At 72.1% G+C, this 26803-nt stretch carries 30 protein-coding genes and 2 pseudogenes; 22 read left to right on the top strand and 10 right to left on the bottom strand.

Features of this window, described 5'->3' with window-relative positions:
* Positions 1-90: 90 nt before the first annotated feature.
* Positions 91-348, top strand: coding sequence for a DUF3099 domain-containing protein (locus ACFZDL_RS17300; protein WP_353588835.1), 258 nt, complete (start codon positions 91-93; stop codon positions 346-348).
* Positions 349-357: 9 nt separating this feature from the next.
* Here the strand turns inward: ACFZDL_RS17300 and ACFZDL_RS17295 are convergent, their stop codons facing one another.
* Positions 358-723: a DsrE family protein gene (locus ACFZDL_RS17295; RefSeq protein ID WP_353588837.1), complete on the bottom strand. Its 366-nt coding sequence runs from the start codon at positions 721-723 to the stop codon at positions 358-360.
* Positions 724-1057: 334 nt separating this feature from the next.
* Between ACFZDL_RS17295 and ACFZDL_RS17290 the strand changes: the two genes are divergently transcribed.
* The 3 genes from ACFZDL_RS17290 to ACFZDL_RS17280 all read left to right on the top strand — a co-directional run bounded on the left by ACFZDL_RS17290 (position 1058) and on the right by ACFZDL_RS17280 (position 3171).
* Complete coding sequence (locus ACFZDL_RS17290; protein ID WP_353588839.1) at positions 1058-1621, top strand: FABP family protein; 564 nt, start codon at positions 1058-1060, stop codon at positions 1619-1621.
* 23 nt (positions 1622-1644) lie between these two features.
* The gene (locus ACFZDL_RS17285) at positions 1645-2136 is read left to right on the top strand and encodes a Fur family transcriptional regulator (RefSeq protein WP_353588841.1); all 492 of its coding nucleotides are present in this window, start codon (positions 1645-1647) and stop codon (positions 2134-2136) included.
* A gap of 69 nt (positions 2137-2205) precedes the next feature.
* Positions 2206-3171 (top strand): folate-binding protein, encoded by a 966-nt coding sequence (locus tag ACFZDL_RS17280; RefSeq protein ID WP_353588843.1) that lies wholly within the window; start codon positions 2206-2208, stop codon positions 3169-3171.
* A gap of 81 nt (positions 3172-3252) precedes the next feature.
* Here the strand turns inward: ACFZDL_RS17280 and dtd are convergent, their stop codons facing one another.
* A complete protein-coding gene (gene dtd / locus ACFZDL_RS17275; protein WP_353588845.1) occupies positions 3253-3678 on the bottom strand; it encodes a D-aminoacyl-tRNA deacylase in 426 nt (141 codons plus the stop codon).
* Positions 3679-3829: 151 nt separating this feature from the next.
* On the opposite strand from dtd, the gene ACFZDL_RS17270 reads away from it, so the two are divergent.
* Both ACFZDL_RS17270 and ACFZDL_RS17265 read left to right on the top strand, forming a co-directional pair.
* Positions 3830-4591 carry an ABC transporter substrate-binding protein gene (locus ACFZDL_RS17270; RefSeq protein ID WP_353588847.1) on the top strand — a complete coding sequence of 254 codons (762 nt, stop codon included), beginning with the start codon at positions 3830-3832 and terminating at the stop codon, positions 4589-4591.
* Positions 4592-4695: 104 nt separating this feature from the next.
* Positions 4696-5943, top strand: a complete 1248-nt coding sequence (locus ACFZDL_RS17265) for a GNAT family N-acetyltransferase (protein WP_353588849.1) — start codon at positions 4696-4698, stop codon at positions 5941-5943.
* Between the two features lie 12 nt (positions 5944-5955).
* On the opposite strand, the gene ACFZDL_RS17260 is transcribed toward ACFZDL_RS17265, so the two are convergent.
* On the bottom strand, positions 5956-6543 hold the full coding sequence (locus ACFZDL_RS17260; RefSeq protein WP_353588851.1) for a TetR/AcrR family transcriptional regulator: 588 nt from the start codon (positions 6541-6543) through the stop codon (positions 5956-5958).
* A gap of 117 nt (positions 6544-6660) precedes the next feature.
* Here ACFZDL_RS17260 and ACFZDL_RS17255 point away from each other — a divergent pair, with 117 nt between their 5' ends.
* Together ACFZDL_RS17255 and ACFZDL_RS17250 are read left to right on the top strand one after the other, a co-directional pair.
* Positions 6661-7635 carry a zinc-binding dehydrogenase gene (locus ACFZDL_RS17255; protein WP_353588853.1) on the top strand — a complete coding sequence of 325 codons (975 nt, stop codon included), beginning with the start codon at positions 6661-6663 and terminating at the stop codon, positions 7633-7635.
* Positions 7636-7645: 10 nt separating this feature from the next.
* A pseudogene (locus ACFZDL_RS17250) lies at positions 7646-8467 on the top strand (TIGR03564 family F420-dependent LLM class oxidoreductase); the annotation flags it as partial.
* Here the strand turns inward: ACFZDL_RS17250 and soxR are convergent.
* A complete protein-coding gene (gene soxR / locus ACFZDL_RS17245) occupies positions 8356-9045 on the bottom strand; it encodes a redox-sensitive transcriptional activator SoxR (RefSeq protein WP_391191417.1) in 690 nt (229 codons plus the stop codon). The pseudogene ACFZDL_RS17250 and the gene soxR sit on opposite strands and share 112 nt — an antisense overlap.
* A gap of 53 nt (positions 9046-9098) precedes the next feature.
* On the opposite strand from soxR, the gene ACFZDL_RS17240 reads away from it, so the two are divergent.
* Entirely contained in the window at positions 9099-9728 is a 630-nt protein-coding gene (locus ACFZDL_RS17240) for an NAD(P)H-dependent oxidoreductase (protein WP_353588857.1), read from the top strand.
* Between the two features lie 136 nt (positions 9729-9864).
* Entirely contained in the window at positions 9865-11217 is a 1353-nt protein-coding gene (locus ACFZDL_RS17235; protein WP_353588858.1) for a pyridoxal-phosphate dependent enzyme, read from the top strand.
* 21 nt (positions 11218-11238) lie between these two features.
* Here ACFZDL_RS17235 and ACFZDL_RS17230 read toward each other — a convergent pair whose 3' ends face one another.
* On the bottom strand, positions 11239-11883 hold the full coding sequence (locus ACFZDL_RS17230; RefSeq protein WP_353588860.1) for a peroxiredoxin-like family protein: 645 nt from the start codon (positions 11881-11883) through the stop codon (positions 11239-11241).
* Positions 11884-12018: 135 nt separating this feature from the next.
* Here ACFZDL_RS17230 and ACFZDL_RS17225 point away from each other — a divergent pair, with 135 nt between their 5' ends.
* Positions 12019-12618, top strand: coding sequence for a TetR/AcrR family transcriptional regulator (locus ACFZDL_RS17225; RefSeq protein ID WP_353588862.1), 600 nt, complete (start codon positions 12019-12021; stop codon positions 12616-12618).
* 2 nt (positions 12619-12620) lie between these two features.
* Here the strand turns inward: ACFZDL_RS17225 and ACFZDL_RS17220 are convergent, their stop codons facing one another.
* Complete coding sequence (locus ACFZDL_RS17220) at positions 12621-13760, bottom strand: MerR family transcriptional regulator (RefSeq protein ID WP_353588864.1); 1140 nt, start codon at positions 13758-13760, stop codon at positions 12621-12623.
* Between the two features lie 149 nt (positions 13761-13909).
* Between ACFZDL_RS17220 and ACFZDL_RS17215 the strand changes: the two genes are divergently transcribed.
* Entirely contained in the window at positions 13910-14356 is a 447-nt protein-coding gene (locus tag ACFZDL_RS17215) for a MerR family transcriptional regulator (RefSeq protein ID WP_353588866.1), read from the top strand.
* A 7-nt stretch (positions 14357-14363) separates the two neighbouring features.
* On the opposite strand, the pseudogene ACFZDL_RS17210 reads toward ACFZDL_RS17215, so the two are convergent.
* Positions 14364-15035 (bottom strand): annotated as a pseudogene (locus ACFZDL_RS17210) (LysR substrate-binding domain-containing protein); the annotation flags it as partial.
* 26 nt (positions 15036-15061) lie between these two features.
* Here ACFZDL_RS17210 and ACFZDL_RS17205 point away from each other — a divergent pair.
* The gene (locus ACFZDL_RS17205) at positions 15062-15307 is read left to right on the top strand and encodes an NmrA family NAD(P)-binding protein (protein ID WP_391191411.1); all 246 of its coding nucleotides are present in this window, start codon (positions 15062-15064) and stop codon (positions 15305-15307) included.
* Between the two features lie 41 nt (positions 15308-15348).
* On the opposite strand, the gene ACFZDL_RS17200 is transcribed toward ACFZDL_RS17205, so the two are convergent.
* The gene (locus ACFZDL_RS17200) at positions 15349-16557 is read right to left on the bottom strand and encodes a transposase (RefSeq protein WP_353588870.1); all 1209 of its coding nucleotides are present in this window, start codon (positions 16555-16557) and stop codon (positions 15349-15351) included.
* A 135-nt stretch (positions 16558-16692) separates the two neighbouring features.
* On the opposite strand from ACFZDL_RS17200, the gene ACFZDL_RS17195 reads away from it, so the two are divergent.
* The 6 genes from ACFZDL_RS17195 (at position 16693) to ACFZDL_RS17170 (ending at position 20224) form a co-directional block, all read left to right on the top strand.
* On the top strand, positions 16693-16986 hold the full coding sequence (locus tag ACFZDL_RS17195; protein ID WP_353588872.1) for a hypothetical protein: 294 nt from the start codon (positions 16693-16695) through the stop codon (positions 16984-16986).
* A gap of 86 nt (positions 16987-17072) precedes the next feature.
* On the top strand, positions 17073-17651 hold the full coding sequence (locus ACFZDL_RS17190) for a carboxymuconolactone decarboxylase family protein (protein WP_353588874.1): 579 nt from the start codon (positions 17073-17075) through the stop codon (positions 17649-17651).
* Positions 17648-18511: an RNA polymerase sigma-70 factor gene (locus tag ACFZDL_RS17185; protein WP_353588876.1), complete on the top strand. Its 864-nt coding sequence runs from the start codon at positions 17648-17650 to the stop codon at positions 18509-18511. The genes ACFZDL_RS17190 and ACFZDL_RS17185 overlap by 4 nt, the downstream gene beginning before the upstream one ends.
* Positions 18512-18635: 124 nt before the next feature.
* Entirely contained in the window at positions 18636-19133 is a 498-nt protein-coding gene (locus ACFZDL_RS17180; RefSeq protein WP_353588878.1) for a helix-turn-helix domain-containing protein, read from the top strand.
* An 18-nt stretch (positions 19134-19151) separates the two neighbouring features.
* Positions 19152-19748: a hypothetical protein gene (locus ACFZDL_RS17175; protein ID WP_353588880.1), complete on the top strand. Its 597-nt coding sequence runs from the start codon at positions 19152-19154 to the stop codon at positions 19746-19748.
* 134 nt (positions 19749-19882) lie between these two features.
* Positions 19883-20224 carry a DUF2516 family protein gene (locus ACFZDL_RS17170; protein ID WP_353588978.1) on the top strand — a complete coding sequence of 114 codons (342 nt, stop codon included), beginning with the start codon at positions 19883-19885 and terminating at the stop codon, positions 20222-20224.
* A gap of 89 nt (positions 20225-20313) precedes the next feature.
* Here the strand turns inward: ACFZDL_RS17170 and ACFZDL_RS17165 are convergent, their stop codons facing one another.
* Positions 20314-21546, bottom strand: a complete 1233-nt coding sequence (locus ACFZDL_RS17165; RefSeq protein ID WP_353588882.1) for a fused response regulator/phosphatase — start codon at positions 21544-21546, stop codon at positions 20314-20316.
* A 317-nt stretch (positions 21547-21863) separates the two neighbouring features.
* Positions 21864-22982, bottom strand: a complete 1119-nt coding sequence (locus tag ACFZDL_RS17160; RefSeq protein ID WP_353588884.1) for an NlpC/P60 family protein — start codon at positions 22980-22982, stop codon at positions 21864-21866.
* A 364-nt stretch (positions 22983-23346) separates the two neighbouring features.
* Here ACFZDL_RS17160 and pstS point away from each other — a divergent pair, with 364 nt between their 5' ends.
* The 3 genes from pstS to pstA all read left to right on the top strand — a co-directional run bounded on the left by pstS (position 23347) and on the right by pstA (position 26783).
* Entirely contained in the window at positions 23347-24474 is a 1128-nt protein-coding gene (gene pstS, locus ACFZDL_RS17155) for a phosphate ABC transporter substrate-binding protein PstS (protein ID WP_353588886.1), read from the top strand.
* 100 nt (positions 24475-24574) lie between these two features.
* Complete coding sequence (gene pstC / locus ACFZDL_RS17150; RefSeq protein ID WP_353588888.1) at positions 24575-25561, top strand: phosphate ABC transporter permease subunit PstC; 987 nt, start codon at positions 24575-24577, stop codon at positions 25559-25561.
* Between the two features lie 145 nt (positions 25562-25706).
* Positions 25707-26783, top strand: a complete 1077-nt coding sequence (pstA, locus tag ACFZDL_RS17145; protein WP_353588889.1) for a phosphate ABC transporter permease PstA — start codon at positions 25707-25709, stop codon at positions 26781-26783.
* Positions 26784-26803: the final 20 nt, after the last annotated feature.

Here is a 26803-nt window from a genome sequence, read left to right as displayed (position 1 = left end):
TTGGACGCCTCGGCGGGGTGCGGCCCTCCGGGCTGTTCGGGGCCCGTCCCACGTCTGTCCGGGCGGCGCCCCCGGACGTATCCTGGTGGTATGTACGCGCGACGCCGCCACGCATACTTCATCCTGATGGGCGCGTGTCTGACGCTCTTCATCTCGGCATGGGGATTCGTGCGTCTGTGGTCCGTCCCGGCCGCCGTCGTGATGTGCATCGTCGCCATGGTGATCCCGCCGCTGGCCGCCATCGTGGCCAACCGCAGGGGCCCGGAGGACCGGTGGTGGGACGAGTCGGGCGACGAGGAGTCCGACCGCTGGTGGCGGGAGCTGGACGAGTACAACCACCGCCGCTAGCTCCCCCGGTCAGTAGACGAGCGCCTGTACGCCGTCCGGCACGATCTCGCTGACGAACACCTGTGCCCCCGCGATCCGGGCGCCCTCGATGAGGTCCTTCTCCTCGATGTCCCGGCGGGCCGCGCACTGCGAGCACACCGTGATCGTGCCGCCGCCCGCGAGGATGCCGTCGATCAGCTCCGGCAGCGGCGCCGCGTGCGGCAGCCGGAACTCCGCCGCGCGCCCCGGGAGCGCGAACCAGGCCGACTCCCCCGTCAGCCACAGCGAGACCTCCACGCCGCTCGCCGCGGCCACCGCCGCCACCGTGAACGCCTGGGAGCACCGCTCGGGCGCGTCCGCGCCCGCCGTCACCTTGATCACCAGCTTCTTCGCCATACGGCCAGCCTAGGCCGGGGGGTGCCCGCCCCCGCGGCCTCCCCCGCACGGGAGACCTCGGAGAGCCGTCCCCCGCACCGGCGACTAGACTCGGCCCCGGTCCATGACCGTTCCGCGAGTCCCACCGGAACGTCCCACTCCTCCAAGGAGCGCGCTCGTGCTTGAGGCAGTCTTCACCACCCTGATGATCCTGGTCGCCGTCGCCACCCTCGGCTTCGCCGCGCTGACCTGGAAGAAGCTGTACCAGGGCCAGCGCTGACCCGCCCCTGCCCCACCGCCCGGCGCCCCTCGCGCCCGTCCGCTCCCCTCCCCTCCCCACGGATCGCCTGAATTCATGATCGAGATCCCGTCCGACCTCCACCCGGACCTCGTGCCGCTCGCCTTCCTCCTCGGCAACTGGGAGGGTGCGGGCGTCTATGACTTCCCGGGGACAGAGAAGTGCAACTTCGGGCAGGAAGTGACCTTCACCCACGACGGACGCGACTTCCTGGAGTACATCTCGCACACCTGGGTGCTCGACGGCGAGGGCAAGAAGGTCCGCCCGCTGGAGAGCGAGTACGGCTTCTGGCGGATCGGCGAGGACCGCAAGGTCGAGATCGTCATGATCCGCGACCAGGGCGTCGTCGAGGTCTGGTACGGCGAGCTGGCGGAGGGCAAACCGCAGATCGACCTGGTGACGGACGCCGTGGCCCGTACCGCCGCCTCCGGCCCGTACTCCGGCGGCAAGCGGCTCTACGGCTACGTCAAGAGCGATCTGATGTGGGTCGGCGAGAAGGCCACCCCACAGGTCCCGCTGCGGCCGTACATGTCCGCGCATCTGAAGAAGGTCGTGGACCCGCGCGAATGGGCCAAGGACCTCAAGGACCTCCCGGACGACGGCATCGCCTTCTTCCGCTGACCGACCGCCCTACACTGGGCAGCGTGGCGACCACCGACTGGAAGACAGATCTGCGGGAGCGCGGCTATCGCCTGACGCCGCAGCGCCAGCTCGTGCTCGAGGCCGTCGACCACCTCGAGCACGCCACCCCGGACGACATCCTCACCGAGGTGCGCCGCACCGCCAGCGGCGTCAACATCTCCACGGTCTACCGCACCCTGGAGCTGCTGGAGGAGCTGGGGCTGGTCAGCCATGCCCACCTCGGGCACGGCGCTCCCACCTACCACCTGGCCGACCGGCACCACCACATCCATATGGTCTGCCGGGACTGCACGGATGTGATCGAGGCCGATGTGTCCGTGGCCGAGCCGTTCGTCCGGCAGCTGCGGGCGAACTTCGGTTTCGACACCGATATGAAGCACTTCGCGATCTTCGGCCGCTGCGCCAAGTGTTCGGCCGGCCGGGCGGGCGAGGACTCCGGCGAGGCCCGCACGACGAAGGCGGGGTCCCGGGCGGGGTCCAAGTCCGGCTCGTAGACCGGAGGCCGGGCCCTGGGCCACCTGCCAGGGCGAGTCCCGCCCCGGGCCGAGTCGTAGGCTGAGCTCATGAAGAGCCCTTTGCTGTCGCTGCCCGGCGCCGTCCCCGGCGAGGGCCCCGACGAAGGCGTCGCCGCGCACTACGGCGACCTGTTCCGCGAGCAGCGCGCGCTCGCCGACGGCTCCGGTTTCGTGGACCTCTCGCACCGCGGCGTGATCACGGTCACCGGACCGGACCGGCTGAGCTGGCTGCACCTGCTGCTCACCCAGCACGTGAGCGAACTCCCGGCCGGTCAGGCCACGGAGGCGCTGATCCTCTCCCCGCACGGCCACATCGAACACGCGCTCTACATAGTCGACGACGGCGAGACCACCTGGGCCCATGTGGAGCCCGGCACCCAGGGCGACCTGCTCGCCTACCTGGAGAGCATGAAGTTCTTCTACCGGGTGGAGGTCGCCGATCGCACCGAGGAGTTCGCGGTCGTCCACCTCCCGGCGGGCAGCATCGCCGAGGCCCCCGAGGGCGCCGCCGTCCGCGAGACCCCGTACGGCCGGGACCTGTTCCTGCTCCGCGCCGACCTGGAGGCCTTCGCCGCGGCCGGCGGCCCGCCGGCCGGTGTGCTGGCGTACGAGGCGCTGCGCGTCGAGGCGCACCGCCCGCGGCTCGGCCTGGAGACCGACCACCGGACCATCCCCCATGAGCTGGGCCTGATCGGCAGCGCCGTCCACCTCCACAAGGGCTGCTACCGCGGCCAGGAGACCGTCGCCCGGGTGGAGAACCTGGGCAAGCCGCCCCGTCGGCTGGTCTTCCTCCACCTGGACGGCAGCGAGGTGACGCTGCCCGGCCACGGCGCGCCCGTGCGGCTGGCCTCGGAGGGTGCGGCGGGGCGCCCGCTGGGCTTCGTGACGACGTCGGCCCGCCACCACGAGCTGGGGCCGATCGCCCTGGCGCTGGTGAAGCGGAACGTGCCGGTGGACGCGGCGCTCATCGCGGATACAACAGCGGCGGCGCAGGAGGTCGTCGTCGAGCCGTAGCAACGGACGTAGGCGGGGCCGTCGGCACTGTTCCGCCGGCCCTGGCCCGGCGGCTCGTGCCCGTGCGCGGGGGCCGGGGCCTCAGACCTCGACGATCACCGTGAACGGGCCGTCGTTCGTGAGCGAGACCTTCATGTTCGCCCCGAACCGGCCCGTCTCCACCTGCGCGCCCAGCTCCCGCAGCCGCGCCACGACCTCGTCCACCAGCGGCTCGGCGACCTCGCCGGGCGCGGCCGCGTTCCAGGTGGGCCGGCGCCCCTTGCGCGCGTCGCCGTAAAGCGTGAACTGGCTGATGACCAGCAGCGGGGCGGACAGGTCCGAGCAGGACTTCTCGCCCTCCAGGATGCGCACGGACCACAGTTTGCGGGCCAGCTGCGCCGCCTTCTCGGGGGTGTCGTCGTGCGTCACCCCGACCAGGACGCACAGCCCCTGGCCGACGATCTCCCCGACCGTCTCGCCGTCCACGACGACGCTCGCCCCGTTCACCCTCTGTACCACAGCACGCATACGGACCATCATGCCCTGCCTCCTTCCGGGGCCGATCGGGTGGAAGGCCGCTGCGGACGGACCGTACACAGTGGCACGATGCGTGCAAGCGGTGCGCAATGGGCACAACGCGATCAGCTTGCGTCGCACCGCATGGAGGGGACGGAACCGCATGATCACATCCGGCACCGGGCAGCCGCCCGGGCCCGCATCGACGCGCCCGCAGGACGGCGACCTGCTCCAGGCGGCCACCGAGGCCCTGCAGCAGCCGGGATTCCAGCCGACGGACCCGCAACAGCCGGGACGGCCCGGGCTGCCGCCGCTGCCCGGAGGGCAGCCGCCGAGGCCGCCGAGCCAGCGCGGCGGCCGGCAGGCCGACTCGACGCCCGGGACGAAGGCCGGCCCGGCACCCGGCGCGGCGGCGCGGGAGCCGGCCGGGCTGCGCCTGCCCGAGCTGCGGGCGCTGCGCCGCTCGGCCCAGGGCGAGGAGGCGGATCTGAGCTATGTGCGCAGGCTGCTGCAGGGCCGGATCGACATCCTCCGCGCCGAGCTGAACCGCCGTTCGGCCCCCGTCTCGCCGGGGGCGGCCGACGAGGGGGACCGGCCCCCGGCCGCGCTGGTGGATCTGCTGCCGCAGATCCTCCTCGACGGCCCGTCAGGGCACCGCTCCTCCGCCCGGCATGTGACGCTCGGCACTCCGCAGGGGGCGGAGTGCCGGCGGCTGGCCGAGGAGACGCTGGCCGAGGTCGGCCTGTCCGACCTCCGGGCGCGTACGGACGAGGAGTTGGCCGGGGCGATGGCCCGTCTCGTCGGCTGTGAGCGGCAGGTCTCGCGGCGGCGGCGGGAGCTGCAGCGCACGGCGGACGACTGCGGTGCGGAGATCACCCGGAGGTACCGGGAAGGGGAGGCCCACGTGGACGACCTGCTCACGTAAGCGCTCCGTGTCCGTACGGACCGTGATCCGTGCGGTCCGTACGGACACAGGGCCTGCCGATATCCAGGTGCGTCCCGCCGCACGGGCCGCCTACCGTGGGGTTCATGGCTCCAGAGATCCGTCAGGTCGCCGACTCCGACCTCACCGACTGGTCCCGCGCGCTCAACGCCGGCTTCCTGCGGCCCCCGGAGGCGGACAAGGACGAGGTCGACATCCGGCGGGGGCAGATCGGCCGGGAACTGGACCGTGTGCAGGGGGCCTTCGACCGGGGCCGCTGTGTGGCCACCTTCCGCAGCTTCGCACAGCGGCTGACGGCGGTCGGCGGGGCCGAGGTGGCGGCCGACGCCATCAGCAACGTCTCGGTCTCGCCCACCCACCGCCGCCAGGGGCTGCTCAGCCGGATGATGGACCGCGATCTGCGCGCGGCCAAGGAGCGCGGCGAGCTGGCGGCGTCGCTGATCGCCGCCGAGTACCCGATCTACGGGCGGTACGGGTTCGGCCCGGCCACCTGGGTCACCGAGTGGCTGGTGGACATCGCCCGCGCCGGGCTGGACGCGCGCTACTCCGGGCCCGCGTGCGGCGGCCGGGTGGACTTCGCGGACGGCGCCGGGATACGGGAGCTGGGTCCGGTGCTGCACGAGCGGCTGCGGGCCCGGCTGCACGGCATGATCGACCGCCGCGAGCTGTGGTGGCGGATGAACACCGGCCTGCTGACCTTCCCCTACCATCCGTGGACCGAGCCGTTCTACGTGCTGTACCGCTCCCCCGACGGCTCCGTGGACGGTCTGCTCGCCTACACCTGCGACAGCAAATGGGAGGGCAAGCGCCCTCACGACACGGCCAGGGTGCTCGGGATGCTCGCGGCCACCCCGGCCGCCGAGCGCGCGCTGTGGCACTTCCTCTTCTCCGTCGACTGGGTCAGCCACGTCGCCACCGGCCACCGCCCGCCGGACGACGTGCTGCCGCTGCTGCTGGGCGATCCGCGGGCGGCCCAGGTCACGACGTACGCCGACTTCCTGTGGCTGCGGCCGCTGGACGTCCCCGGGCTGCTCGAGGCCCGTACGTACCCCGTCCCCGGCTCGCTGGTCCTGGAGCTGTCCGACCGCGCGGGCCTGGCCGGCGGCCGCTATCTGCTGGACGCCGGGCCCGACGGCGCCACCTGCGCGCCCACCACCCGGTCCGCCGATCTGACCATGGACATCGGCGAGCTGGGGACGCTGTGGCTGGGAGATGAGTCCGCGGTCCGGCTGGCCGCGCTGGGGCGGGTCACCGAGGAGCGCGAGGGCGCCGCGGCGCGGGCGGATCTCCTGCTGCGCACCTCGCGCCGCCCTTGGTGCCCGGACATCTTCTGACCGGGTCCGGCTTCACTTCCCCTGGCCGACCAGCAGGTCCGCCAGGTCCCTGACCGACTGGCGGAACCGCGTCCAGTCCCCTTCCGCCGTCAGCCGCCGCACCAGCTCCCCGTCGAACGCGGCCAGCAGCATATGGGCCACGAACTCGGCGTCGAGGCCCGGTCTGAGCTCCCGGACCAGCGCGGCGACGTGGGCGTGCCACCCCCGGTAGGTGGGGTCGTCGAACTTGTCGTCGCCGCAGGCGCGTTCGTGCGCGGCGATCAGCGACAGATGGCGCTGGGAGAGGTCGGCCAGCGCGTCGAGGAAGGCCAGGAGCCGCTCGCACGGGGCACCGGCGGTGCCCAGCGGCGCCGCCTCCTGGTGGATCTCCTCCGCCAACCGGGCCGCGCGGTCGGCCAGCAGCGCCTGGAACAGGCCGGTACGGCTGCCGAAGCGGCGGAAGACGGTGCCCTTGCCGACCCCCGCGGCGGCCGCGACCCGGTCGAGGGACACGTGCTCGGCGCCGCACTCCGCCAGCAACTCCTCGGTGGCGCGCAGGATCGCGCGCCGGTTGCGCGCGGCGTCGGCGCGCTCGCCGCGCGCTGTCGTGGCCTCGCTCACGGCCCCTCCTTCCACGCCGGTCGACGGTTGTAACCGGACCGCTGGTCCCCATAGTATCCGCCACAGAACAACCGGACTGTCAGTCCGGTTCACTCGTTCTGCCCTGGGGAGGCAGCCATGAACAGCAGCACAGCGGCCACCATGCGCGCACTGATCGTCGATCCCGAGGCGCCGGGGTCCCTTCGCTTCGCGGACGTACCGGAGCCCGAGCCGGGGCCGGGCGAGGCCCTGGTCGAGGTGCGGCACGCGTCGCTGAACCTCGGCGAGATACGCAACGGCGCCGGCCGGCCGCCCGGCACGGTCATGGGCTTCGACGCGTCCGGCGTGGTGCTCCGCGCGGCGGCCGACGGCTCGGGACCGGCGGCGGGCACCCGGGTGGCGGGCCTGGCCGTGGGCAGCTGGGCCGAACGCGTCGCGGTGCCCACCGACAACCTCGCCGCCGTCCCCGACCCTGTGGATCTCGCGGACGCCGCCGCACTCCCGGTCGTCGGCCTCACCGCCCTGCGGACGCTGCGCGCGGCCGGAAACGTCCTGGGCAAGCGGGTGCTGATCACCGGCGCCTCCGGCGGGGTCGGGCGGAGCGCCGTCCAGCTGGCGCGGCGGGCCGGGGCGTACGTCATCGCCTCGGTGGGCTCGCCCGCGCGCGGCGCGGGGCTCAGGGAACTCGGCGCGGACGAGGTCGTGGTCGGCCTGGAGCCGGTCGAGCAGCCCGTGGACGTGGTCCTGGAGAACGTCGGCGGGCCCCAGCTCGTGGCCGCCTGGCACCTGCTCGCCCCCGGCGGCAATCTGCAGAGCATCGGCTGGGCGTCCGGCCAGGACGCACTCTTCCCGGTGAACAGCACCATCGCGCTGGCCGAGGCCAAGTCGCTCAACTCCTTCGGCGACATCACCCGCCCCGGCCCCGACATCGCCACCCTGCTCGGCCTCGTGGCGCGCGGCGACCTGTCACCGGAGGTCGGCTGGCGCGGCTCCTGGGAGCGGGTCGCGGACGCGGCCGACGCGCTGCTCGGGCGGCGCGTACCGGGCAAGGCCGTACTCGACATCGCCCCCGCCGTGAGCGCGAAGCCCGCGGCCCCCGCTACGGAACGGTGAGAGGCACCCCATGCGCATCGGACTCCTCCTGAACGTCCTCGGCACCCCCCTCGACACGGTCGTCCAGCAGGCGCGCGACATCGCCGCGTCGGGCCTCGGCACCGCCTGGCTGCCCGAGATGGGCGCCTGGGACGCCCTGACCGCGGCGGCCGCCATCGGCCCCCAGGTGCCCGGGCTCGCCCTGGGCACGTCCGTGGTCCCGACCTATCCGCGCCACCCGCTGACGCTCGCCGCCCAGGCGCTGACCGCGCAGGCGGCCACCGGCAACCGCTTCACCCTCGGCGTCGGGGTGAGCCACCGGCACATCATCGAGGAGCAGTTCGGCCACTCCTTCGACCGGCCCGCCCGCCATCTGCGGGAATACCTGTCCGCGCTGGGGCCGTTGCTGCGCGGCGAGAGCGTGACGTACGAGGGCGAGACCCTCAAGGCCGCCGGCGCGGTCACCGCCCCCGGCGCCGAACCGCCCGCGCTGCTGGTCGGCGCGCTCGGCCCGGCGATGCTCAAGGTGGCGGGCGAGCTGGCGGACGGCACCGTCGCCGTCTGGGCGGGCAGGGCCGCGCTCGCGGACCACATCGTGCCCACGATCAGCCGGGCGGCGGCCCGCGCGGGACGGCCCGCGCCGCGTGTCGTCGTCTTCAAGGCCGTGGGCGTGACCGCGCACCCGCAGGCGCGCCGCGCGGAGATGGCCGAGCGGTTCCGTCAGGTCGACCGGATTCCGCACTACCGCGCCGTGCTGGACCGCGACGGCTCGGCGGGCCCGCAGGACACCGCGGCGCTGGGCGACGAGTCGGTCGTCGAGCAGGAGCTGCGGGAGCTGGTGGACGCCGGGGCGACCGAGTTCATCGCCTCACCGGTCGGCACATCGGAGGAACAGGCCCGCACGCTCGCCTTGCTGGCCGGGCTGGCCGCCTCCTGACCCGAGGAGCCGCAGACGCCGGGCGCCTCCGCGTCCGAGCAGGACTTCAGCAGCCGGCGCGCGCCCGGGCCCTGCTCGCCGAGCCGGTCGTACCGGTTCACCAGGGCGCACTTGTCGATCGACAGGCAGCCGCAGCCGATGCAGTCGGTGAGGCTGTCGCGCAGGTTCAGCAGCTGCTCGATCCGCCCGGTCAGGTCCTCGCGCCAGCACTCCGAGATCCGGGCCCAGTCCTCCTTGCTGAGGACGTGGTCCTCGGGGAAGAGCGAGAGGGCCTCCCGGATCCTGGCCAGCGGGATGCCGACGCGCTGCGAAGAGCGCACAAAGGCGACCCGGCGCAGCGTGTCGCGGGTGTAGCGGCGCTGGTTCCCGGAGGTGCGGCGGCTGTGGATGAGCCCTTCGCGCTCGTAGAAGCGCAGCGCGGAGGCGGGGACTCCACTGCGCTGGGACAGGTCACCGACCGTGAGTTCATGGGTCTTCCACGACATCTGGCTCATGGGAATCGAGGGTAACTTGACTTCAACCAATGTTTAAGTCCGAGTCTGGGTCCATGGTTACCGACACAGCCACCGTCCCCACGCCCGACACGGCCACCGCGGCCGGCACCCCGCTCCGCCTCGCGGTCATCGTCGCCAGCACCCGCGAGGGCCGCTTCGGCCCGAAGGTCGCCGACTGGTTCACCAGCCGCGCCGCGCTCCACGCGGATCTGCACGCCGATGTCATCGACCTGGCCGACACCCCGCTGCCCGGGAGCCTCAGCCACCGTCCGGGCCCCGAGGCCGCCGAGGCCCTGGCGGCCGTGACGCCCCGGCTGGAGGCCGCCGACGCGTTCGTCGTGATCACTCCCGAGTACAACCACAGCTACCCGGCCCCCCTCAAGAACGCCATCGACTGGCACTACACGCCCTGGCAGGCCAAACCCGTCGGCTTCGTCTCCTACGGCGGGGTCTCCGGCGGCCTGCGCGCGGTCGAGCATCTGCGGCCGGTCTTCGCCGAGCTGCACGCGGTCACCGTCCGCCACACGGTGAGCTTCCACAACGCCGGGGAACTCTTCGACGCGGACGGCACGCTGAAGGACCCGAAGGGCCCGGAGGCGGCCGCCACGGCCCTGCTCGACCAGCTGACGTGGTGGGCGCGGGCGCTGCGGGAGGCCCGGGACGCCCGCCCGTACGTGGGCTGACGGGCTGCCGCCCGCCTGCCGGCGGCTGTCCGCGACCAGCCGCGACGGGTGCCGAGGCGCGCTCGCGGCCGGGGCCGCCAGCCCAGCCGCGGCCCGGGCCGGATGAACCCGGCCCGGGCCTGGCATCATCCGGCCCATGCAGCAGCCCAACTCCCAGCCCGCACGGCCGAACTCCCAGCTCGCACGCCCCAACGACCGGACCGCCCGGCCCGCTTCTCCGCCCTCCCGGCCCACCTCCCCGCGCCCCGAGCCGCAGCGCACCGCGCAGCGGCCGCGGTCGCTCGCCACCGGTCAGCGGTCCCTGGGGGATCCCGCGGTCCACTACTCGCTGTGGCCGCCGCTCACCAACGGCTGCCCGCGCACCTCCACCGACGCCGTCGCGTACCCGCTGGAGGTCGACTACGCCTACGACCAGGTGCCCGCCGACCTGTTCGGCCGCCCCGCCGCCCACGGCCTCGAACGGTGGGCCCCGCTGCTCCCGCCGCTGGCCGCCCCCGGGCTCGGCGAGGGGAACACGCCCCTGGTCCGGCTGACCGACGGCGTCTACGTCAAGGACGAGTCGCGCAACCCCACCTGGAGCCACAAGGACCGGCTCAACCGCGTCGCCGTCAGCGCCGCGAAGGCCAGCGGGGCGCACGGCATCGTGGTGTCCTCGTCCGGGAACCACGGCGCCGCGGCGGCGGCCTACGCGGCCCGCGCCGGGCTGCCGTGCGCCGTGTTCGCCTCCCCTCACGCCCCGCCCGCCGTCGCCTCGTTCATCCGCGCCTACGGGGCCGTGGTGCTCACCGTCCCCCACGAGTCGGTGCGGGCGCTGGCGCGGCGCGTGGTGGCGGAGTTCGGCTACCACCCCGTCAGCAGCTTCACCGACACCGCCCACACCGGCCACCCCTTCGGCCCCGAGGGCTACAAGACCATCGCGTACGAGATCTTCCTGGACCTCGGCGAGACACCCGAGGCGGTGTACGTGCCCACGGGCTACGGCGAACTGCTCTTCGGCGTCTGGAAGGGCTTCCACGAGCTGACCCTGCTCGGCCTCGCCGACCGCACCCCGCGGGTGTACGCGTGCGAGCCCGCCGCCGCGGGCGCGCTGGCCACCGCGATCCGCACCGGCCGCCCCGCCGCCGAGGTCCCGGTCGGGCCGACGGAGGCGTACGCGATCGACTGCGCCGTGGGCAGCTACCGCGGGGTGGTGGCCGTGCGCGAGAGCGGCGGCGCGGCGCTGACCGTCACCGACGGGCAGATGGCCGCCGCCCGCGCCGAACTCGCCGCCCAGGGCCTGTGGGTCGAGCTGTCCTCCGCCGCGGGGCTGGCCGGGCTGCGCGCCCGCCAGGAAGACCCCGCCGCCGACGCGCGCGACGCCTCGGGGCCCGTGGTGTGCGTCGCCACCTCCAGCGGCTTCAAGGACAGCGCCACCGCCGCCCGTACCTACCCGCCCATGCCCGCGGACTGGGACACCGTCGCGGCCGCGCTGCGCGGCCTGTCGGGCTGAGGACCGCAAGCCGCGTGATCCCTACAGGCCGGCCAGGGCGGCGAGGATGTCGGCCGGTTCGGCGCGCGCCGTGTAGTCGGTGTCGGCGAAGGCCCACCGGATCACCCCGTCGCGGTCGATGACGTACGTGGCGGGCAGCGGCAGGGTGCGCGGATGGCCGCCGTTGACGCGCTGCAGGTCGAAGCCGAACGTGGCGTAGACGGCGGCGAGGTCGTCGGGCAGGTCGAAGGCGAGCCCGTACTGCTTGGCGGTGTCGGAACCGAGGTCGCTGAGGACGTCGAACGCCAGCTCGTGCTTCTCGGTCAGCGACAGGGACTCGTCGGGGATCTGCGGCGAGACGGCCACCAGGCGCGCGCCCCGCGCGGTGATCTCGTCGTGGTGGCTCTGGAGGGCCCGCAGGGCGATGTTGCAGTACGGGCACCAGGCGCCGCGGTAGAAGGTGAGGACGACCGGGCCCTCGGCGAGCAGACCGTCGAGGGTCACCGTGCGCCCGGTCGCCGAGGGCAGCTCGAAGCGGGGCGCCCGGTCCCCCACGGCCAGGGCGCGGTCGGCCTGCCCTGACTCGGCGAGCTCCCGGCCGGCCCGCTCCATGACCTCGCGTGCCTCGGCGGGGATCTGCTGGTAGCGGGCCTCGTAGAAGGCGCGCAGTTCGGCGTTGAGACTCATCGCGGCCGTTCCTCCCTGATCTCGGAATGGTCGTTCCAAGATAGCGGGCGGGTGCGACCCCGTCCACGACTTGGCCGCGCTATCTTGGAATTCCCATTTCAAGATGACTGGATCACGGCGGCAGAAGGGCCGAACATGCCGGACGTCAAGCACTTCGACCCCGACGCGGCGCTGGCGACCGTGGTGCGGCTGTTCTGGCGGCAGGGCGTGGCCTCGACCGGAATCCAGGACGTGGTGACCGCGACCGGAGTCAACCGCTCCAGCCTGTACGCCACCTTCGGCGGCAAGCAGGAGCTCTACCGGGCCGCGCTGCGCCGCTATGTGGAGCAGTGGTCCCACCCGGCGTTTCGGAGCCTCGCCGAGGACGGGCGCGGCCTGCCCGCCATCACCGAGTTCTTCGACGGGCTGATCGCGGTGCGGTGTTCGGGGGAGTACGCGCGGTGGGGCTGCATGGTCGTCAACGCGCACGCCGGCGCCGACGACACCGACCCCGACGTCCGCGCCCTCCTGGACCGCCACCACCAGCAGCTGCGGGACGCCCTGCGGACGGCGCTCACCGCCGCCGAGGCCCAGGGGCAGCTCGCCCCCGGCACGGACCCCGGCGCGGCCGCCGAGGTCCTGGCCCTGCTCGCCTACGGGGTGAACGTGCGCTCGCGCGCCGGGGCCGACGCCCGGGCCCTGGAGGCCACGGTGGCCACCACCCTGGACGCCCTCGGCGCCCGGGCGGCGGCCTGACCTTACGGCTGACGGCCGGGCTCGGGCGCCAGGACGTCGGCGACCACGCAGCTGACGTTGTCGGGGCCGCCCGCGCCGTTGGCCAGGGAGATCAGCTCACGTACCGCCTGCTCGGGGTCGCGGGCCACGGTGAGGACGTGGCGTACGTCCTCGGTCGGTACGACGGAGGACAGCCCGTCGGAACAGAGCAGATAGCGGTCCCCCGGCCGGGCGTCGTGCAGCCGTATGTCAGCCGCCCCTCCAGCTCCTCCCGCACCTCCAGCACCTCCCGTCAGGGCGCGCGCCAGCAGCGAGCGCTGTGGATGGGAGGTGGCCTCCTCGGGGCTCAGACGCCCTTCGTCGACCATCGACTGGACGAGGGTGTGGTCGTGGGTGATCTGGAAGAGCTCGCCGTCCCGCAGCAGGTAGGCGCGGGAGTCACCGATGTGCACCAGGGCGAGCCGGGAGCCGGTCCACAGCATCGCGGTGAGCGTCGTGCCCACCTCATGGGGCGCGGGGCCGGCTCCGGCGACATCGCGCACCGCCACGCCCGCCCGCTCGACGGCGTCCTCCAGCGCGTTGAGCAGGTCACCCGCCGGGACGCCCGCGCCGACGCCCTCGGCGTCCAGGCGTTTGAGCACGTGGACGGCGGCCTCCCCGGCCGGGGCCCCGCCCGTACCGAAACCGTCGGCGACGGCAAGCAGGCGCGGCCCGGCGTAGGCGGTGTCCTGGTTGCTCTCGCGGACCAGTCCGGTGTCGGACAGCGCGGCGTAACGGATGTCCAGAGGCTCGACGGTCGAAGACGTCGGAGACATGGCGGGGTCCTTCCCTGACAGATGGTCGACGAGGAAGCCGGCCAGGTCCCGCCGGGCGGCGGTCTCGGCCTCGGTCCTGGCCCAGAAGGCCCGGACCTCCCGCGCCGCCGCGGCCGCGTCCCGCTCGCAGAGGTCACAGACCTCGCCGATACGGGCCAGCGGCATGCCCAGACGGCGCAGCCAGGCCACCAGCCGGGCCCGTTCGAGCTGCCCCGGCGCGTAGAGCCGATAGCCCGTCACCGGGTCGACGCGGGCCGGGGCCAGCAGCCCCAGCTCGTCGTAGAGCCGCAGCGCCTTCGGCGACAGCCGGGACGCCTTCGCGAACGCCCCGATGGTCAGCAGCCCCATGTCCGCCCTCCTCATCCCGGGCACTTCGCCCGGTCCCTCGATGCTGTGGCCTCCCCCAAGGTGAAGGTCAACGGCCGCCCCTCGACCTTCACCTTGACCTTCACGTCCACGGCAAGGTTTAGGCTCCCTTCCGAACAGAAGGGAGCACCATGCGCATCGGGGAGCTCGCGCGCGCCACCGGCACCACGACCCGGGCGCTGCGCTACTACGAGGAGCAGGGCCTGCTGCGCCCGGACCGGTCCACCAACGGCTACCGCAGCTACGGCGACGAGGCCGTACGCGTCGTCGGGAACATCAGGCTCCTGCTGGCCGCCGGGCTGACCACCGACGATCTGCGGCTCGTGGACGGCTGTCTGCGTGACGAGCTGACCGGCGACCACGTATGCGACGACGCCACCCCCAAGATCGAGATCTTCGAGCAGCGCCTGAACCTGCTCCAGCAGCGCATCAACGACCTCGTCGAGGTCCGGGACCAGCTCCTGGACCGGCTGGCCGACCTCCGCAGGAGCCGTTTGGACCCTGTCGCCCGGCCGGCCGCGGCCACTGGGGCGTGCGCCGCGTCGATGAGCCAGGAAGCCGCCCCGCAGGGCACCTGACCGCCCGTCAGCGCCCCTCCGTGGCCGGGATGTCGAGGATGGCGAGGAAGGCCGTCGCCGCGGGTGGGCGGCCGACCTGGCTCCAGATGACGTACTCGACGCGGGCCGGCGCGTCCGTGACCTCGATGGTGGTGACGCCGGTGAGCTGGGGTACGTACGCGGAGGGGAGCATGGCGATGGCCAGGCCCTGCTCGACCAGCCGGCCGATGAACTCCGCGGTGGTCACTTCGAAGGCGACGTCGCGGCCGAGCCCGGCGGCCGAGAAGGCCTGGTCGGACTGGGCGCGTCCGGCGGTGCCGGCCGGAAGGTCCACGAACACCTCGGAGGAAAGCCTGCGGAGGTCGACCGCCGGCTCGTCGGCGAGCGGATGGTCGGGCGCGACCACGGCGACGAGCCGGTCACGGGCGAGCTCGCGGGCGGCGACGCCCTGAGGCCGCGAGGTGGTCGGCAGCCCGAGGAAGGCCACGTCGAGGGCTCCTTGCCTGACCTGCTCGACAAGGTCCTCGCTCGCGCCCACCCGCAGGCCGATGCGCACCTGCGGATACCGGCGGCGGAAGTCACGCAGCGCGCCCGGGATGTCGACCGCGGCGACGGTGGGGATCAGGCCGACGGCGAGCCGGCCGCGTACCTCCCCGACGGCCGCGGCGACCTCGGCTGCCGCGCGCTCGGCGGCTTCCAGGCTCGCTACTCGCGGCAGCGCGGGGCGTGCACGGCGTCTTCAGCGTGCAGCCCTCCGACTTAGCCGACCCACGCGCCGAAGTCGAGGTGCGGCAGGACAAGAACGTCGCCGACGCGGCCGAGACCGTGGGCGTCATGCACCTGGTCTACAGCTCCGGCAGCGGCGCCGAGCGCGGGTCCGGCGGCGCACACTTCGAGACCAGGCGGAGACCGGGGCGCACATCGACGCCATCGGCGTACCCGCGACGGTGCTGCGGCCGGTGTTCTTCGTGACTCCACCCACGCGTAAACGCGCGGGCTTCCTGCGTCGCTGGCTAAGCAGCGTCGCAGAGGGCCAGCCCGGCCCTGTTAAAGACGTTCAGTGCGCCGATGTGGTCCGCGTTCGCGGCGAACCCGCAGGAGACGCATGCGAACCTCGCCTGGGTGACACGGTTCCTCTTGTCGACGTGCCCGCATGCGGTGCATGTGATCGAGGTGTTGCGGGCGTCCACCGGAATCACCAGGCGACCGGCACTCTCAGCCTTGTTCGCCAGGATTCGGAGGAACTGTCCCCAACCCGCGTCGAGGATGCTGCGGTTCAGCCCGGCCTTCGCGGCGGCCCCGTTCGGGAGGAACGCTCCGTCGCGCTCGGGGTCGGGCTTGGGTGCGGGCGCTTTGGTCATGCCCGCCGTGTTCAGCTTCTCGTGGGCGATCACGTCGTGCTCCCGCACGAGCGCCAGCGCCCGCTTGTGGTGGTGGTCCAGGCGCTGACGCCGGATCCTGGCGTAAAGCTTGGCGACCTTCCGGGCGGCGGCCTTGTGCTTCTTGGTCCGGCGACGGGTGCGCCGGGGGAAGGTGGACAGGTGCCGCTGGGCTACGGCCAGCTCCTCGGCCATCGCGTCAAGGAACCTGGGGTTCGGGGCGTGCTCGCCGCCCGAGTCGGTGAAGAAGTGCACTGTGCCCATATCGATGCCCACGACGCTGCCCGTTGCGGGCAGGGGCTCGGCAGGCACGTGGTCGCAGGCGAGGACCACGTACCAGCGGTTGCCCTCGCGCTTCACCGAGACCGTCTTGACCCGGCCCTTCACGGGCCGGTGCTGATGCACCCGCACGTGCCCCACGCCTTGGAGACGTACCCGGGTGTGGGCGCCGTTGGGAGTGGAGTCCCAGCGGCAGCCGTCCCCGTCCCTCGGGAAGACGACGGTGTCGAAGTGGCCCACGCCCTTGAACCTGGGGTATCCAGGCTTCCCACCGCTCCTGACCCGGCGGAAGAACGCCTGGAACGCCTTGTCGAGCCGCCTGAGCGTGGCCTGCTGACTCGAGCATGACCAACGGCCGTGACGCTCCGGGTCGAACGCCCGGATCTCCCTCAGCTGCGCCGACTGGTCACCATATTTGATGCTGGTCTTCGACGTGTGCCGCCAGGCGTCACGACGCTCCTGCAAGGCGCCGTTATAGAGCGAACAATGGTCCCGCAACATCTCCGTCAGAGCCTGCGCCTGCCGAACGGTGGGCCTCAACAGGAACTTGTACGCACGCAGCAACGCAGCCCACCCCCTTTACGTCTCCCCTGGTCAAAGCCGGTGCCATCACACTACCGGCCACCACTGACAACGCAGCGTGCTCCACCGCTTCGCGACTCCGCGTCAACGAATCGACTCCACCACCGGCTAAAGCCGGTGGTCCCTTCGGCGGACGCGTTCGAGAACCCGGACGGGTTCCTCGGCAAGAAGCTCGAAATCGCCGGCGACGAGCTGACCGTGCGGCGGATCGCCGAGGTGTTCTCCCGGGTCGACGGCGTCCCGACACGTTTCGAACGGCAGCCGATCGACGAGCTGCGGGCCGAGGCCGAGCAGGCGGCGAACATGTTCGGCTGGCTCAACGAGAAGGGCTTCCAGGCCGATATCGGCGCGCTCCGCGCGCGGTACCCGGAGCTGTTGACCCTCGAGACGTGGCTGAGCAAGATCCGGTAGGGGTTTGTTGTCACGCTCGCGGGCCCGGCGGTGTCTTCATGCCGAACGAGCACACGTAACAGGTGCACAGGTACGAGGAGGACACCATGGCGCCACGCGTCCCGAAGGCGGAGCTCCCCACCGAGCTGCGGGAGAACCTGATCAAGCAGCTCGGTGCCGTGCCCGAGCCCGTCGAGGTGAGCTTCAACAACCCCGACGTCGCCACGGCCAGTCTGGAGTTCTCGGCCAGACTGGGCGCGTGGGACGCGGCCGACGCGAGCCTCAAGACATTCGCGCACATGGCCGTCGCGGCACAGGTCGGCTGCAGCTGGTGCCTCGACATCAACTACTTCGCGGCACTGAACGCGAATCTGGACCTGACCAAGGCGAGCCAGGTGCCGCGCTGGCGGGAGTCGGACGTGTTCACCCCGCTGGAGCGGGAGGTGCTGGAGTACGCCGAGGCCATGACCAACACGCCGACGACCGTCACCGATGAGATGTCGGCGAGTCTGCTCACCCAGCTCGGCGCGGCGGCGCTGGTCGAGCTGACCGCGTTCATCGGCTTCGCCAATCTGTCGACCAGGAACAACACCGCGCACGGGATCACCTCGCAGGGATACTCCGATACGTGCGGGATTCCGCTGGCCGAGCGGCCCGGGCAGACCGGCGCGGCGTCGACGGCATGACCGAGGACCCGTTCTTCACCCACCGCGGCCTGCTGTTCACGGTCGCCTACGAAATGCTCGGCTCGGCGGCCGACGCGGAGGACGTACTGCAGGAGTCCTGGCTGCGGTGGGCCGACGTCGACCGCGCGCAGGTGCGTGACGCGCGGGCGTATCTCGTCCGGACCGTCACCCGGCAGGCGCTCAACCGTCTGCGGACGCTGTCGCGCAGCCGCGAGGACTACGTCGGCGAGTGGCTGCCGGAACCGCTGCTGACCAGCCCCGATGTCGCCGAGGACATCGAACTCGCGGAAAGCGTCTCGATCGCCATGCTGACCGTGCTGGAAACGCTCGGGCCGGCGGAGCGGGCGGTGTTCGTGCTCCGCGAGGTCTTCGAGATGCCGTACGGCGAGATCGCCGAGGCCATCGGGAAGCCCGTGGCCACGGTGCGGCAGATCGCCCGGCGGGCACGCGACCACGTGGCGGCCCGGCGGCCACGGATGCGGGTGAGCCGGTCGGAGCAGCAGGCCGTGCTGGAGCGGTTCCTGATCGCGCTGCGCACCGGGCGGCTGCGGGAGCTGATGGAGGTCATGGCGCCGGACGTGGTCCTGATCGCCGACGGGGGCGGAGTGGTCCCCGCCGTTCTGGCGCCGGTCCACGGGGCCGGCACCGTGGCGCCGATGCTCGCCGGTGCTCACCGGGTGGCCAGGGTCGAGACGACGACCGTGTGGCTCAACGGCGCGCCCGCGGGCCGGATCGAGTTCGACGGCGAGCCGGCCGCGGTGAGCCTCGTGGTGGAGAACGGGCGGGTCACCCGGATCTATGTGGTGCGCAACCCGCTGAAGCTGACCCGGCTGGACGAACCGGCCCCCCTGGCCAGATAGGCCCGCCGCCGCCTCGGCGTCATGGGTGTTCCGGGCGGTGGGAACCGCCCGGAACGCCACCCGCTCCGGCACGGCTGCAAGCAAATGCTTGCAATAGTTAGCACTCGTGCGGCAGCATGGGGGCATGGCATCACTGAACGTCGGCAACCTCGGCGAGTTCCTTCGCGAGCAGAGACGCAGCGCGCGGCTCTCGCTGCGCCAGCTCGCCGACGCCGCCGGGGTGTCCAATCCGTATCTGAGCCAGATCGAGCGCGGGCTGCGCAAGCCGAGCGCGGAGATCCTGCAGCAGCTCGCGAAGGCGCTGCGGATATCCGCCGAGACCCTTTATGTGCAGGCCGGGATTCTCGACGAGCGGGAGCGGGACGGGACGGAGACGCGCAGTGTGATACTGGCCGATCCGTTGATCAACGAGCGGCAGAAGCAGGTGCTGCTGCAGATCTACGAGTCGTTCCGCAAGGAGAACGCACCCGCCCCCGCCGCGGGCGACACCCCCTCGGGCGCCCCCACCGGCACCGGTATCCCCACCCTCGCCGGCACCCCAGCCGGCCCGGGCGCGGGCCCCGGCAAGCCCATCGGAGCCCCCTCCGGCAGCACCGACGTCGACGCCGAACCCTCGATTTGATCCGGGAGGACCATCAGCATGGCCATCACCGACGATGTGCGTAAGACGCTCACCGACCCGACCCCCCTGTACTTCGTGGCGGGCACGGCCGACCTCGCCGCCCAGAAGCTCAAGGAGGTGCCGTCGCTGGTCGAGAAGATCGTCGCAGAGGCCCCCGAGCGCTTCGCAGCCGTGCGGAACACCGACCCGAAGGCCGTCCAGGACCGGGTCACCCAGCAGGCGAAGGAGGCCCAGGAGAAGCTCACCGAGCTGCTGGGCACGCTCGACACCGACCTGAAGAAGCTCCGCGACACGGCACAGGACCTGGCGCTCCAGGGCGTGGGCCGCGCCGCCGAGCTGGCCGTCAAGGCGCGGGAGCGGTACGACGAGGTGGCCGAGCACGGCCAGGAGGTCGTGAAGACCTGGCGCGGCGAGGCGGCCGACGAGATGGTCGAGGTGGCGAGCGCCATCGAGCCCAAGGAGGAGCCGGTCCCGGTCTCGGGCGACTCGTCCAAGGACGCGGCGAAGAACGCGGCCAAGCCGGCGCCCGCCGCCGCCAAGAAGGCCCCGCCCCGCAAGCCGGCCCCCGCTCCCGCCCCCGGCGCGAAGAAGACGCCGCCGAAGCCCCAGGGCTGAGGGACGTGTTCTAGCCCGAAGAGCACACCCAGGGCCGGGTACGCACCTGCGTGCCCGGCCCTGGCAGCGGGTACGGTGGCCGATGGAACGCTTCCGTATCCATATCTTCTCAGGTGGTCTAGGCGGTGGACGGCGTGCTGGTACAAGGGTTCAACCAATTGATGTACTGGGTCTCCTGGGGGCTGCTCCTGTTCAGCCTCTGCGCCTTCATCGACGCCGCGATCCGCCGCGAGGACGCCTACCGGGCCGCGGACAAGCAGAACAAACCCTTCTGGCTGATCATCCTGGGCATCGCCGCCGCGGTGAACTTCTTCATGGGCATCTTCGACTTCCTGCCGATCATCGGGCTCATCGCGACCATCGTGTACTTCGTCGATGTGCGCCCCGCGCTCCGGCAGGTCTCCGGCGGCCGCAACTGGCCGCGCCGCCGCGGCTCCAGCTCCGACGGCCCGTACGGGCCCTTCAACGGCCGCTAGGCCGGCACGGACGGTCCGCCTGCCCCCGGAGAGTGCCGGCCGGGGGCGCCAGGGGCGCCGGAGGCGCCGGAGGTGTCAGGCGGGGGGTGTCAGCCCCGGTCCAGGAGCAGCACGGCCAGGTCGTCCGTCAGCTCCCCGCCGTTGAGCGCCCGCACCTCGGTGACGGTGTTGTCCAGCAGCTCCTCGCCGCGCAGCCCCGCCGTCAGCCCACGGGCCACGATCTCGACCATCCCCTCCTGGCCCAGCCGCTGCACGCCCTTCCCGACGCGCCCCTCGATGAGACCGTCGGTGTACATCATCAGGCTCCAGGAGCCGCCGAGCTCGATCTCCCGGCGCGGCCAGCGGGCGCCCGGCAGCAGCCCGAGCGCCGGGCCGTTGTCGTCGGCGGGCAGCAGCCGGGGAGCGCTCCCGGGGCGTACCGCCAGGGGAGCGGGGTGGCCGGCCAGGCACACCCCGGCCCGCCGCCCGTCCGGCGCGATGTCGACGGTGCACAGGGTGGCGAAGATCTCTTCGTCGGCGCGCTCGTTCTCCAGGACCTGCTGCAGGGTGCCGAGCAGCTGGTCGCCGCAGAGCCCGGCGAAGGTCAGGGCGCGCCAGGCGATGCGCAGCTCGACGCCGAGGGCGGCCTCGTCGGGGCCGTGCCCGCAGACGTCGCCGATCATCGCGTGGACGGTGCCGTCCGGGGTGCGGACGGTGTCGTAGAAGTCGCCGCCCAGCAGGGCGCGGCTGCGGCCGGGCCGGTAGCGGGCGGCGAAGCGCAGGCCCGAGCCCTGCAGCAGCGGGGTGGGCAGCAGCCCGCGCTCCAGCCGGGCGTTCTCCTGGGCGCGCAGCCGGGACTCGGTCAGCTGGCGCTGGGCGAGGTCGGAGCGTTTGCGCTCGACGGCGTAGCGGATGGCGCGGCTGAGCAGCCGCCCGTCCAGCTCGTCGCGGAAGAGGAAGTCCTGGGCGCCGACCCGTACGGCCTCGGCGGCGCGCTCCCCGTCCTCCACGGCGGTCAGCACGAGGACCGCGTGGGCGGGTGCGAGCCGCAGCACCGCGCGCAGGGCGTCGAGCTCGTCCTCCGCCTTCTTGCAGGGGCCGGGCAGGGCCAGGTCCAGCAGGATGCACTGGACGTCATCGGTGAGCAGCCGCTCGGCCTCGGTGAGATTGCGGGCCGTACGGATGCGGACCCGGTTCCCCTCGGTGTCCAGCAATTCGGGGACGTTGAAGGAGCCGGCGGGGTCTTCCCCGATCACCAGCAGGGTGAGCCCGTTGTCGGGCGGCGCGGCGGGCAGGGCCTCGGTGGCCGGCACCTCCAGCTGCCCGGTCGCGGGTACGGACATCGCTCGATTCCTTCCCTCCCCCCGAGAGCGCGGCGCTCCCACGGCCGTTCACACGACCCAGCGCCGGACACTGAGAGGCGACCATAGCGCTAGGGCAGGCCCCAGCGGAATGACCTTCGGACAGCCACTTTTGTCATATGCCAACGCCAGCAAGGGACTTGACGCGCCGAGGGCCGACCGCGGGATGACAAACATCACGCCCGCGCGGGGCGAAATGACCGAATGGCCGCTCGGCTCCGGCCCGGCCGCCGCCCCGACCCCGTCCCCCGGACGGGCCCCGTCCCCCGGATGGGCCCCGCCCCCGGACGGGCCCCGGTTCAGCCGCCGTCCGGGCGTACGACACCGAGGATCGGCATCGAGCCCGCCCCGGCGACGGTGATCTGCCGCCCCGGGCGCGGCGCGTGGATGATCGCGCCGTCCCCCACGTACAGACCCACATGGCTCGCGTCCTTGAAGTAAATGATCAGGTCCCCCGGCCGCATCCGCTCCACGCTCACCTTCGGCAGCCGCCGCCACTGTTCCTGCGAGGTGCGCGGGATCGAGCGGCCGCTCGCGGCCCAGGCCTTCTGGGTCAGCCCCGAGCAGTCGTAGGTGTCGGGGCCCTCCGCGCCCCACACATAGTCCTTGCCGAGCTGGGCCGTCGCGAAGTCCACCGCCCGCTGCCCGTGCGAGGTGCCCTTTCCGCCGATCTTCCGCAGTATCCCGGAGCCCAGCCAGACCGTCTGCGCCCGGCGCTGCTGCTCCTCCTCCAGCCGCCGCAGCCGCTCCCGCTCCTCCGCCCGCAGCCGGGACTCCACCTGTCTGGCCCGGCTGAGCTTCGCCCGGATCTCCTTGCGGGCCGCGGCCTTCTTCGCGCGGCTGGAGTCGAGCCGCTCCCACTCCCGGGTGGCCGCCTTCGCATAGCGGTCGAGGGTGGCCTGCGTCTTCTCCAGCTGGTTCATCAGGCCCCGGGTCGCCTGCTGCCCCTTGCGCGCCAGCGCGACGCCGTCGAGGAACCCCTCCGGGTCGTCACCGAGGAGCAGCTGCGCCTCTGGCGGGATTCCGCCGTTGCGGTACTGGGCCCGGGCCACCGCACCGGCCCGCTTCCGCAGGCCCGCCATCCGCTTCTGCGCCTTGACCACGGCCTGCGCGATCTTCACGATCCGCTTCTCCTGGCGGGCCTGTTTCTCGCGCGCCAGGTTGTACGCGTCCGTGGCCGCCTCAGCCTTGCGGTAGAGGCTCTGCACCTTCTTGTGCACCTCTTGCAGGCTGCCGCCCCCGGACGCCGCGCCCGCGGCCCCTTCGGCCCCGGCCTCCGCCCCCGGCGTGGGGTCGCGCGGCGCCGCCTGCGCCCGCTGCGGGCCCGCCGACATCCCCACAGCACAGACGAACGCGGTGGCCGCGGCGACGCCCGCGCCCCCGCCCCTGCCGTCCCGCCTCACCTTCCGCTTCCTCATCACCTGCGGACCTCCACGAGCCGTCGCGTAACCCGCGTGCCAGAGCCGACCTACCGGTACGTAGGGACGGATAGTGACATGCCGTACCGCAATCCGACAGAGTCACGCGCCGATCACCTCCCCCATCACCCCCACTCAACCGGAATCAAGGCCTCCCAGGGCCACCACCCTGACGGCCGAGGTTCACCCTCCGTTCACCCGTGTCCATCAGCTGCTTCACCTGATCTGCCTAATTTCGGCCCTACACCGTGCCGGCCGCGCCCATGGCATGACCGGCGCGCATCTGAGCAGAACCAGAAACGCGCATCACCCCACCTCTTCGTGCGCCGTCCCCACCGGCGGCTCCTGGAAGGAAAACCCGAAAGTGAAGCTTCAGCGCAACAACCGGCTTCGCGCCATCGCCGCCGGTGCCCTTGCCGTCTCCGGCGCCCTGGTCCTCACCGCCTGCGGCTCCGACGACAACACCGGCTCCTCGAGCGGTGGCGGCGGCACCAAGGCCGCCGGCAACATCAAGTGCGAGGGCAAGGGCCAGCTGCTGGCGTCCGGGTCGTCCGCCCAGAAGAACGCCATGGACCTGTGGGTCAAGAACTACGGCGCGGCCTGCAAGGACGTCAAGATCAACTACAAGGCCACCGGCTCCGGCGCGGGCATCCAGGAGTGGCTGCAGGGCAAGACCGCCTTCGCGGGCTCCGACTCGGCGCTCAAGCCCGAAGAGGTCGCCTCCTCCAAGAAGATGTGCAAGACCGGCCAGGGCATCAACCTGCCGATGGTCGGCGGCCCGATCGCGGTCGGCTTCAACGTCCCCGGCGTGGACAAGCTGACCCTGGACGCCAAGACCCTCGCCCTGATCTTCGACTCGAAGATCACGAAGTGGAACGACGAGGCGATCAAGAAGCTCAACAAGGGCGTCAGCCTGCCGGACCTGAAGATCCAGGCCTTCCACCGCTCGGACGACTCCGGCACCACGGACAACTTCACCAAGTACCTCAAGGCCGCCGCCCCCTCGGCGTGGCCGCACGAGCCGGGCAAGGCCTGGGAGGGCAAGGGCGGCCAGGCCGCGGACGGCTCCTCCGGCGTCTCCTCGCAGGTGAAGCAGGTCTCCGGCGCGATCTCCTACTTCGAGCTGTCGTACGCGACCGCCAGCAGCATCAAGACCGTGGACCTGAACACCGGCGCCTCCGCCCCGGTCCAGGCCACCGTCGACAACGCCTCCAAGGCCATCTCCGAGGCCAAGATCAAGGGCACCGGCAAGGACCTCGCCCTGGACCTGGCCTACGACACCAAGGCAGAGGGCGCGTACCCGATTACCCTGGTGACCTACGAGATCGCCTGTGACAAGGGCAACAAGTCCGACACCCTCGCCGCCACCAAGTCGTTCCTGACCTACGTCTCCAGCGAGGACGGCCAGGCCTCCCTGAAGGAGCTCGGCTACGCGCCACTGCCGGCCGAGATCGCCACGAAGGTCCGCGAGAGCGTCGCGAGCCTCTCCTGACCCGAGTGCGGTCGGCTCCGACATCACGGAGCCGGCCGCACCGTCCGGTGCACCGCCGCGCAAGGAGCCACACCCTCAGGCTCCGCAGACCGGAGAACCCATGAAAACGGACATAGAACCCACATCCCCCACAGAACCGCCGGCCCTGGTCAGCTCTCGCAGCACCAGCCGCTTCGGCGACAAGATCTTCCTCGGCCTCTCCCGGGGCTCCGGAGTCCTGCTGCTGGTGATCATGGCCGCCATCGCGGTCTTCCTCACCGTACGCGCCGTCTCCGCCATCTCCGAAGACCACGGCAACTTCCTGACCACCTTCGAGTGGAACACGACCAGCCGCCCGATGGTCTTCGGCATCGCCGTCCTCGCCTACGGCACGATCGTCAGCTCGATCATCGCGATGCTGATCGCGGTCCCGGTCGCGGTCGGCATCGCGCTGTTCATCACGCACTACGCGCCGCGCCGGCTGGCCACCCCGGTCGCCTACGTCATCGACCTGCTCGCGGCGGTCCCCAGCATCGTCTACGGCCTGTGGGGGGCGCTCTTCCTCGTCCCGCACCTGACCGGCCTGTACAAGTGGCTCGACGACTACCTGGGCTGGACCAAGATCTTCGAGTACAACGACGGCGCCCCGCGCTCCCTGTTCACCATCGGCATCCTGCTGGCGATCATGATCATCCCGATCGTCACCAGCGTCAGCCGCGAGGTCTTCCGCCAGGTCCCCCAGATGCACGAGGAGGCCGCGCTCGCGCTCGGCGCGACGCGCTGGGAGGTCATCCGGATGTCGGTCCTCCCCTTCGGCCGCTCCGGCATCATCAGCGCCTCCATGCTGGGCCTGGGCCGCGCGCTGGGCGAGACGATGGCCGTGGCCACCGTGCTGTCCCCCAGCTACCTGATCAACGCCAGCCTGCTGGACCCGGGCGGCGGCACCTTCGCCCAGAACATCGCCAGCCACTTCAAGGAGGCCGACGGCCCCGCTCGTGACGCGCTGATCGCCTCCGGTCTGGTGCTGTTCGTCATCACCCTGCTGGTGAACGGCGCCGCGCGGCTGATCATCGCCCGCCGCAAGGAGTACTCGGGAGCCGCGGCGTGAACGACGCACGCATGCAGGCTTCCTGCGCGCAGCGCAGCCGCTTGAGGGCGGTGGCGGGAGACGGGCGGGACGCCGGGCCGCAGACGACCGTGAAAGCCGCGCCTCTGCGCCGCGCGGGCGGAGAAGTGAACGAAGGAGGCGCAGCGTGAGTAACGCAGTCATCGACAGGAGTCAGGTCGCCGGGGACGCGCCGCGTCCGGCCCTGCGGCAGCCCCGGCTGCCCAAGTGGGCCCCGATCGTCCTGGCGCTGGTCTCGGCGGGCCTGGGCTGCGGCATCGGCGTCGCCGGCGATCTGAGCAGCAAGATCCAGTGGGGTCTGATCGCCGCGCTGCTGTTCGTCCTGATCTCCTTCGCCCTGACCGCCAGGGTCGAGGGCTCCCGCCAGGCCAAGGACCGGCTGGCCACCAGCCTGATCTGGGTCTGCTTCCTGCTCGCGGTGATCCCGCTGGTCTCGCTGATCTGGGAGACCATCGACCGGGGCCGCACGGTCCTCGACGGCTACTTCCTCGGCCACTCCATGGAGGGCGTGCAGACGATCCTCCCCGGCGGCGGCGCGTACCACGCGATCATCGGCACGCTGGAGCAGGTCGGCATCGCCACCGCCATCGCGGCCCCGATCGGCCTGCTGACCGCCGTCTACCTGGTGGAGTACGGGCGCGGCCGGCTCGCCAAGGCAGTGACCTTCTTCGTGGACGTCATGACCGGCGTCCCCTCGATCGTCGCCGGTCTGTTCATCCTCACCTTCTGGATCATCATCCTGGACTTCGACTACTCCGGCTTCGCAGGCGCGATGGCCCTGGCCATCCTGATGATGCCGATCGTCGTCCGCTCGACGGAGGAGATGCTCAAGCTCGTCCCGAACGAGCTGCGCGAGGCCTCCCTCGCACTGGGCGTGCCCAAGTGGCGCACCATCCTCAAAGTGGTGCTGCCCACCGCGATCGGCGGGATCATTACGGGTGTGATGCTCGCGGTCGCCCGTATCGCGGGTGAGTCGGCCCCGATCGTGCTGCTGGTGTTCGGCGCCCAGGGGATCAACAACAACCCCTTCGAAGGGGCGCAGTCCTCGCTCCCGTACTACGTGTACGAGCAGTGGCAACTCGGCAACGACGCCTCGTACAACCGGGCCTGGGCGGCGGCGCTCGTCCTGATCGCCTTCGTCATGATCCTCAACCTGCTCGCCCGCGGCATCGCCCGCTGGAAGGCCCCGAAGACCGGCCGCTGAGGCCACGCCACGAAGAAGAG

Source organism: Streptomyces sp. NPDC007917 (genome assembly GCF_042959105.1).
GTDB lineage: Bacteria > Actinomycetota > Actinomycetes > Streptomycetales > Streptomycetaceae > Streptomyces.
Note: the sequence above shows the minus strand (reverse complement) of the source record. Positions and strands in the feature narration are given on the sequence as shown.

Bases quoted from the DNA above. Each gene is read 5' to 3' on its own strand.
- ACFZDL_RS17175 (WP_353588880.1), top strand. From the start codon at position 19,152: ATGGCCATCACCGACGATGTGCGTAAGACGCTCACCGACCCGACCCCC.
- ACFZDL_RS17255 (WP_353588853.1), top strand. From the start codon at position 6,661: ATGAACAGCAGCACAGCGGCCACCATGCGCGCACTGATCGTCGATCCC.
- ACFZDL_RS17280 (WP_353588843.1), top strand. From the start codon at position 2,206: ATGAAGAGCCCTTTGCTGTCGCTGCCCGGCGCCGTCCCCGGCGAGGGC.
- ACFZDL_RS17190 (WP_353588874.1), top strand. From the start codon at position 17,073: ATGGCGCCACGCGTCCCGAAGGCGGAGCTCCCCACCGAGCTGCGGGAG.
- ACFZDL_RS17225 (WP_353588862.1), top strand. From the start codon at position 12,019: ATGCCGGACGTCAAGCACTTCGACCCCGACGCGGCGCTGGCGACCGTG.
- ACFZDL_RS17265 (WP_353588849.1), top strand. From the start codon at position 4,696: ATGGCTCCAGAGATCCGTCAGGTCGCCGACTCCGACCTCACCGACTGG.
- ACFZDL_RS17240 (WP_353588857.1), top strand. From the start codon at position 9,099: ATGGTTACCGACACAGCCACCGTCCCCACGCCCGACACGGCCACCGCG.
- soxR (WP_391191417.1), bottom strand. From the start codon at position 9,045: ATGAGCCAGATGTCGTGGAAGACCCATGAACTCACGGTCGGTGACCTG.
- dtd (WP_353588845.1), bottom strand. From the start codon at position 3,678: ATGCGTGCTGTGGTACAGAGGGTGAACGGGGCGAGCGTCGTCGTGGAC.
- ACFZDL_RS17270 (WP_353588847.1), top strand. From the start codon at position 3,830: ATGATCACATCCGGCACCGGGCAGCCGCCCGGGCCCGCATCGACGCGC.
- ACFZDL_RS17290 (WP_353588839.1), top strand. From the start codon at position 1,058: ATGATCGAGATCCCGTCCGACCTCCACCCGGACCTCGTGCCGCTCGCC.
- ACFZDL_RS17300 (WP_353588835.1), top strand. From the start codon at position 91: ATGTACGCGCGACGCCGCCACGCATACTTCATCCTGATGGGCGCGTGT.
- ACFZDL_RS17165 (WP_353588882.1), bottom strand. From the start codon at position 21,546: ATGTCCGTACCCGCGACCGGGCAGCTGGAGGTGCCGGCCACCGAGGCC.
- pstC (WP_353588888.1), top strand. From the start codon at position 24,575: ATGAAAACGGACATAGAACCCACATCCCCCACAGAACCGCCGGCCCTG.
- ACFZDL_RS17230 (WP_353588860.1), bottom strand. From the start codon at position 11,883: ATGAGTCTCAACGCCGAACTGCGCGCCTTCTACGAGGCCCGCTACCAG.
- ACFZDL_RS17180 (WP_353588878.1), top strand. From the start codon at position 18,636: ATGGCATCACTGAACGTCGGCAACCTCGGCGAGTTCCTTCGCGAGCAG.
- ACFZDL_RS17160 (WP_353588884.1), bottom strand. From the start codon at position 22,982: ATGAGGAAGCGGAAGGTGAGGCGGGACGGCAGGGGCGGGGGCGCGGGC.
- ACFZDL_RS17215 (WP_353588866.1), top strand. From the start codon at position 13,910: ATGCGCATCGGGGAGCTCGCGCGCGCCACCGGCACCACGACCCGGGCG.
- ACFZDL_RS17220 (WP_353588864.1), bottom strand. From the start codon at position 13,760: ATGGGGCTGCTGACCATCGGGGCGTTCGCGAAGGCGTCCCGGCTGTCG.
- ACFZDL_RS17295 (WP_353588837.1), bottom strand. From the start codon at position 723: ATGGCGAAGAAGCTGGTGATCAAGGTGACGGCGGGCGCGGACGCGCCC.
- ACFZDL_RS17185 (WP_353588876.1), top strand. From the start codon at position 17,648: ATGACCGAGGACCCGTTCTTCACCCACCGCGGCCTGCTGTTCACGGTC.
- ACFZDL_RS17235 (WP_353588858.1), top strand. From the start codon at position 9,865: ATGCAGCAGCCCAACTCCCAGCCCGCACGGCCGAACTCCCAGCTCGCA.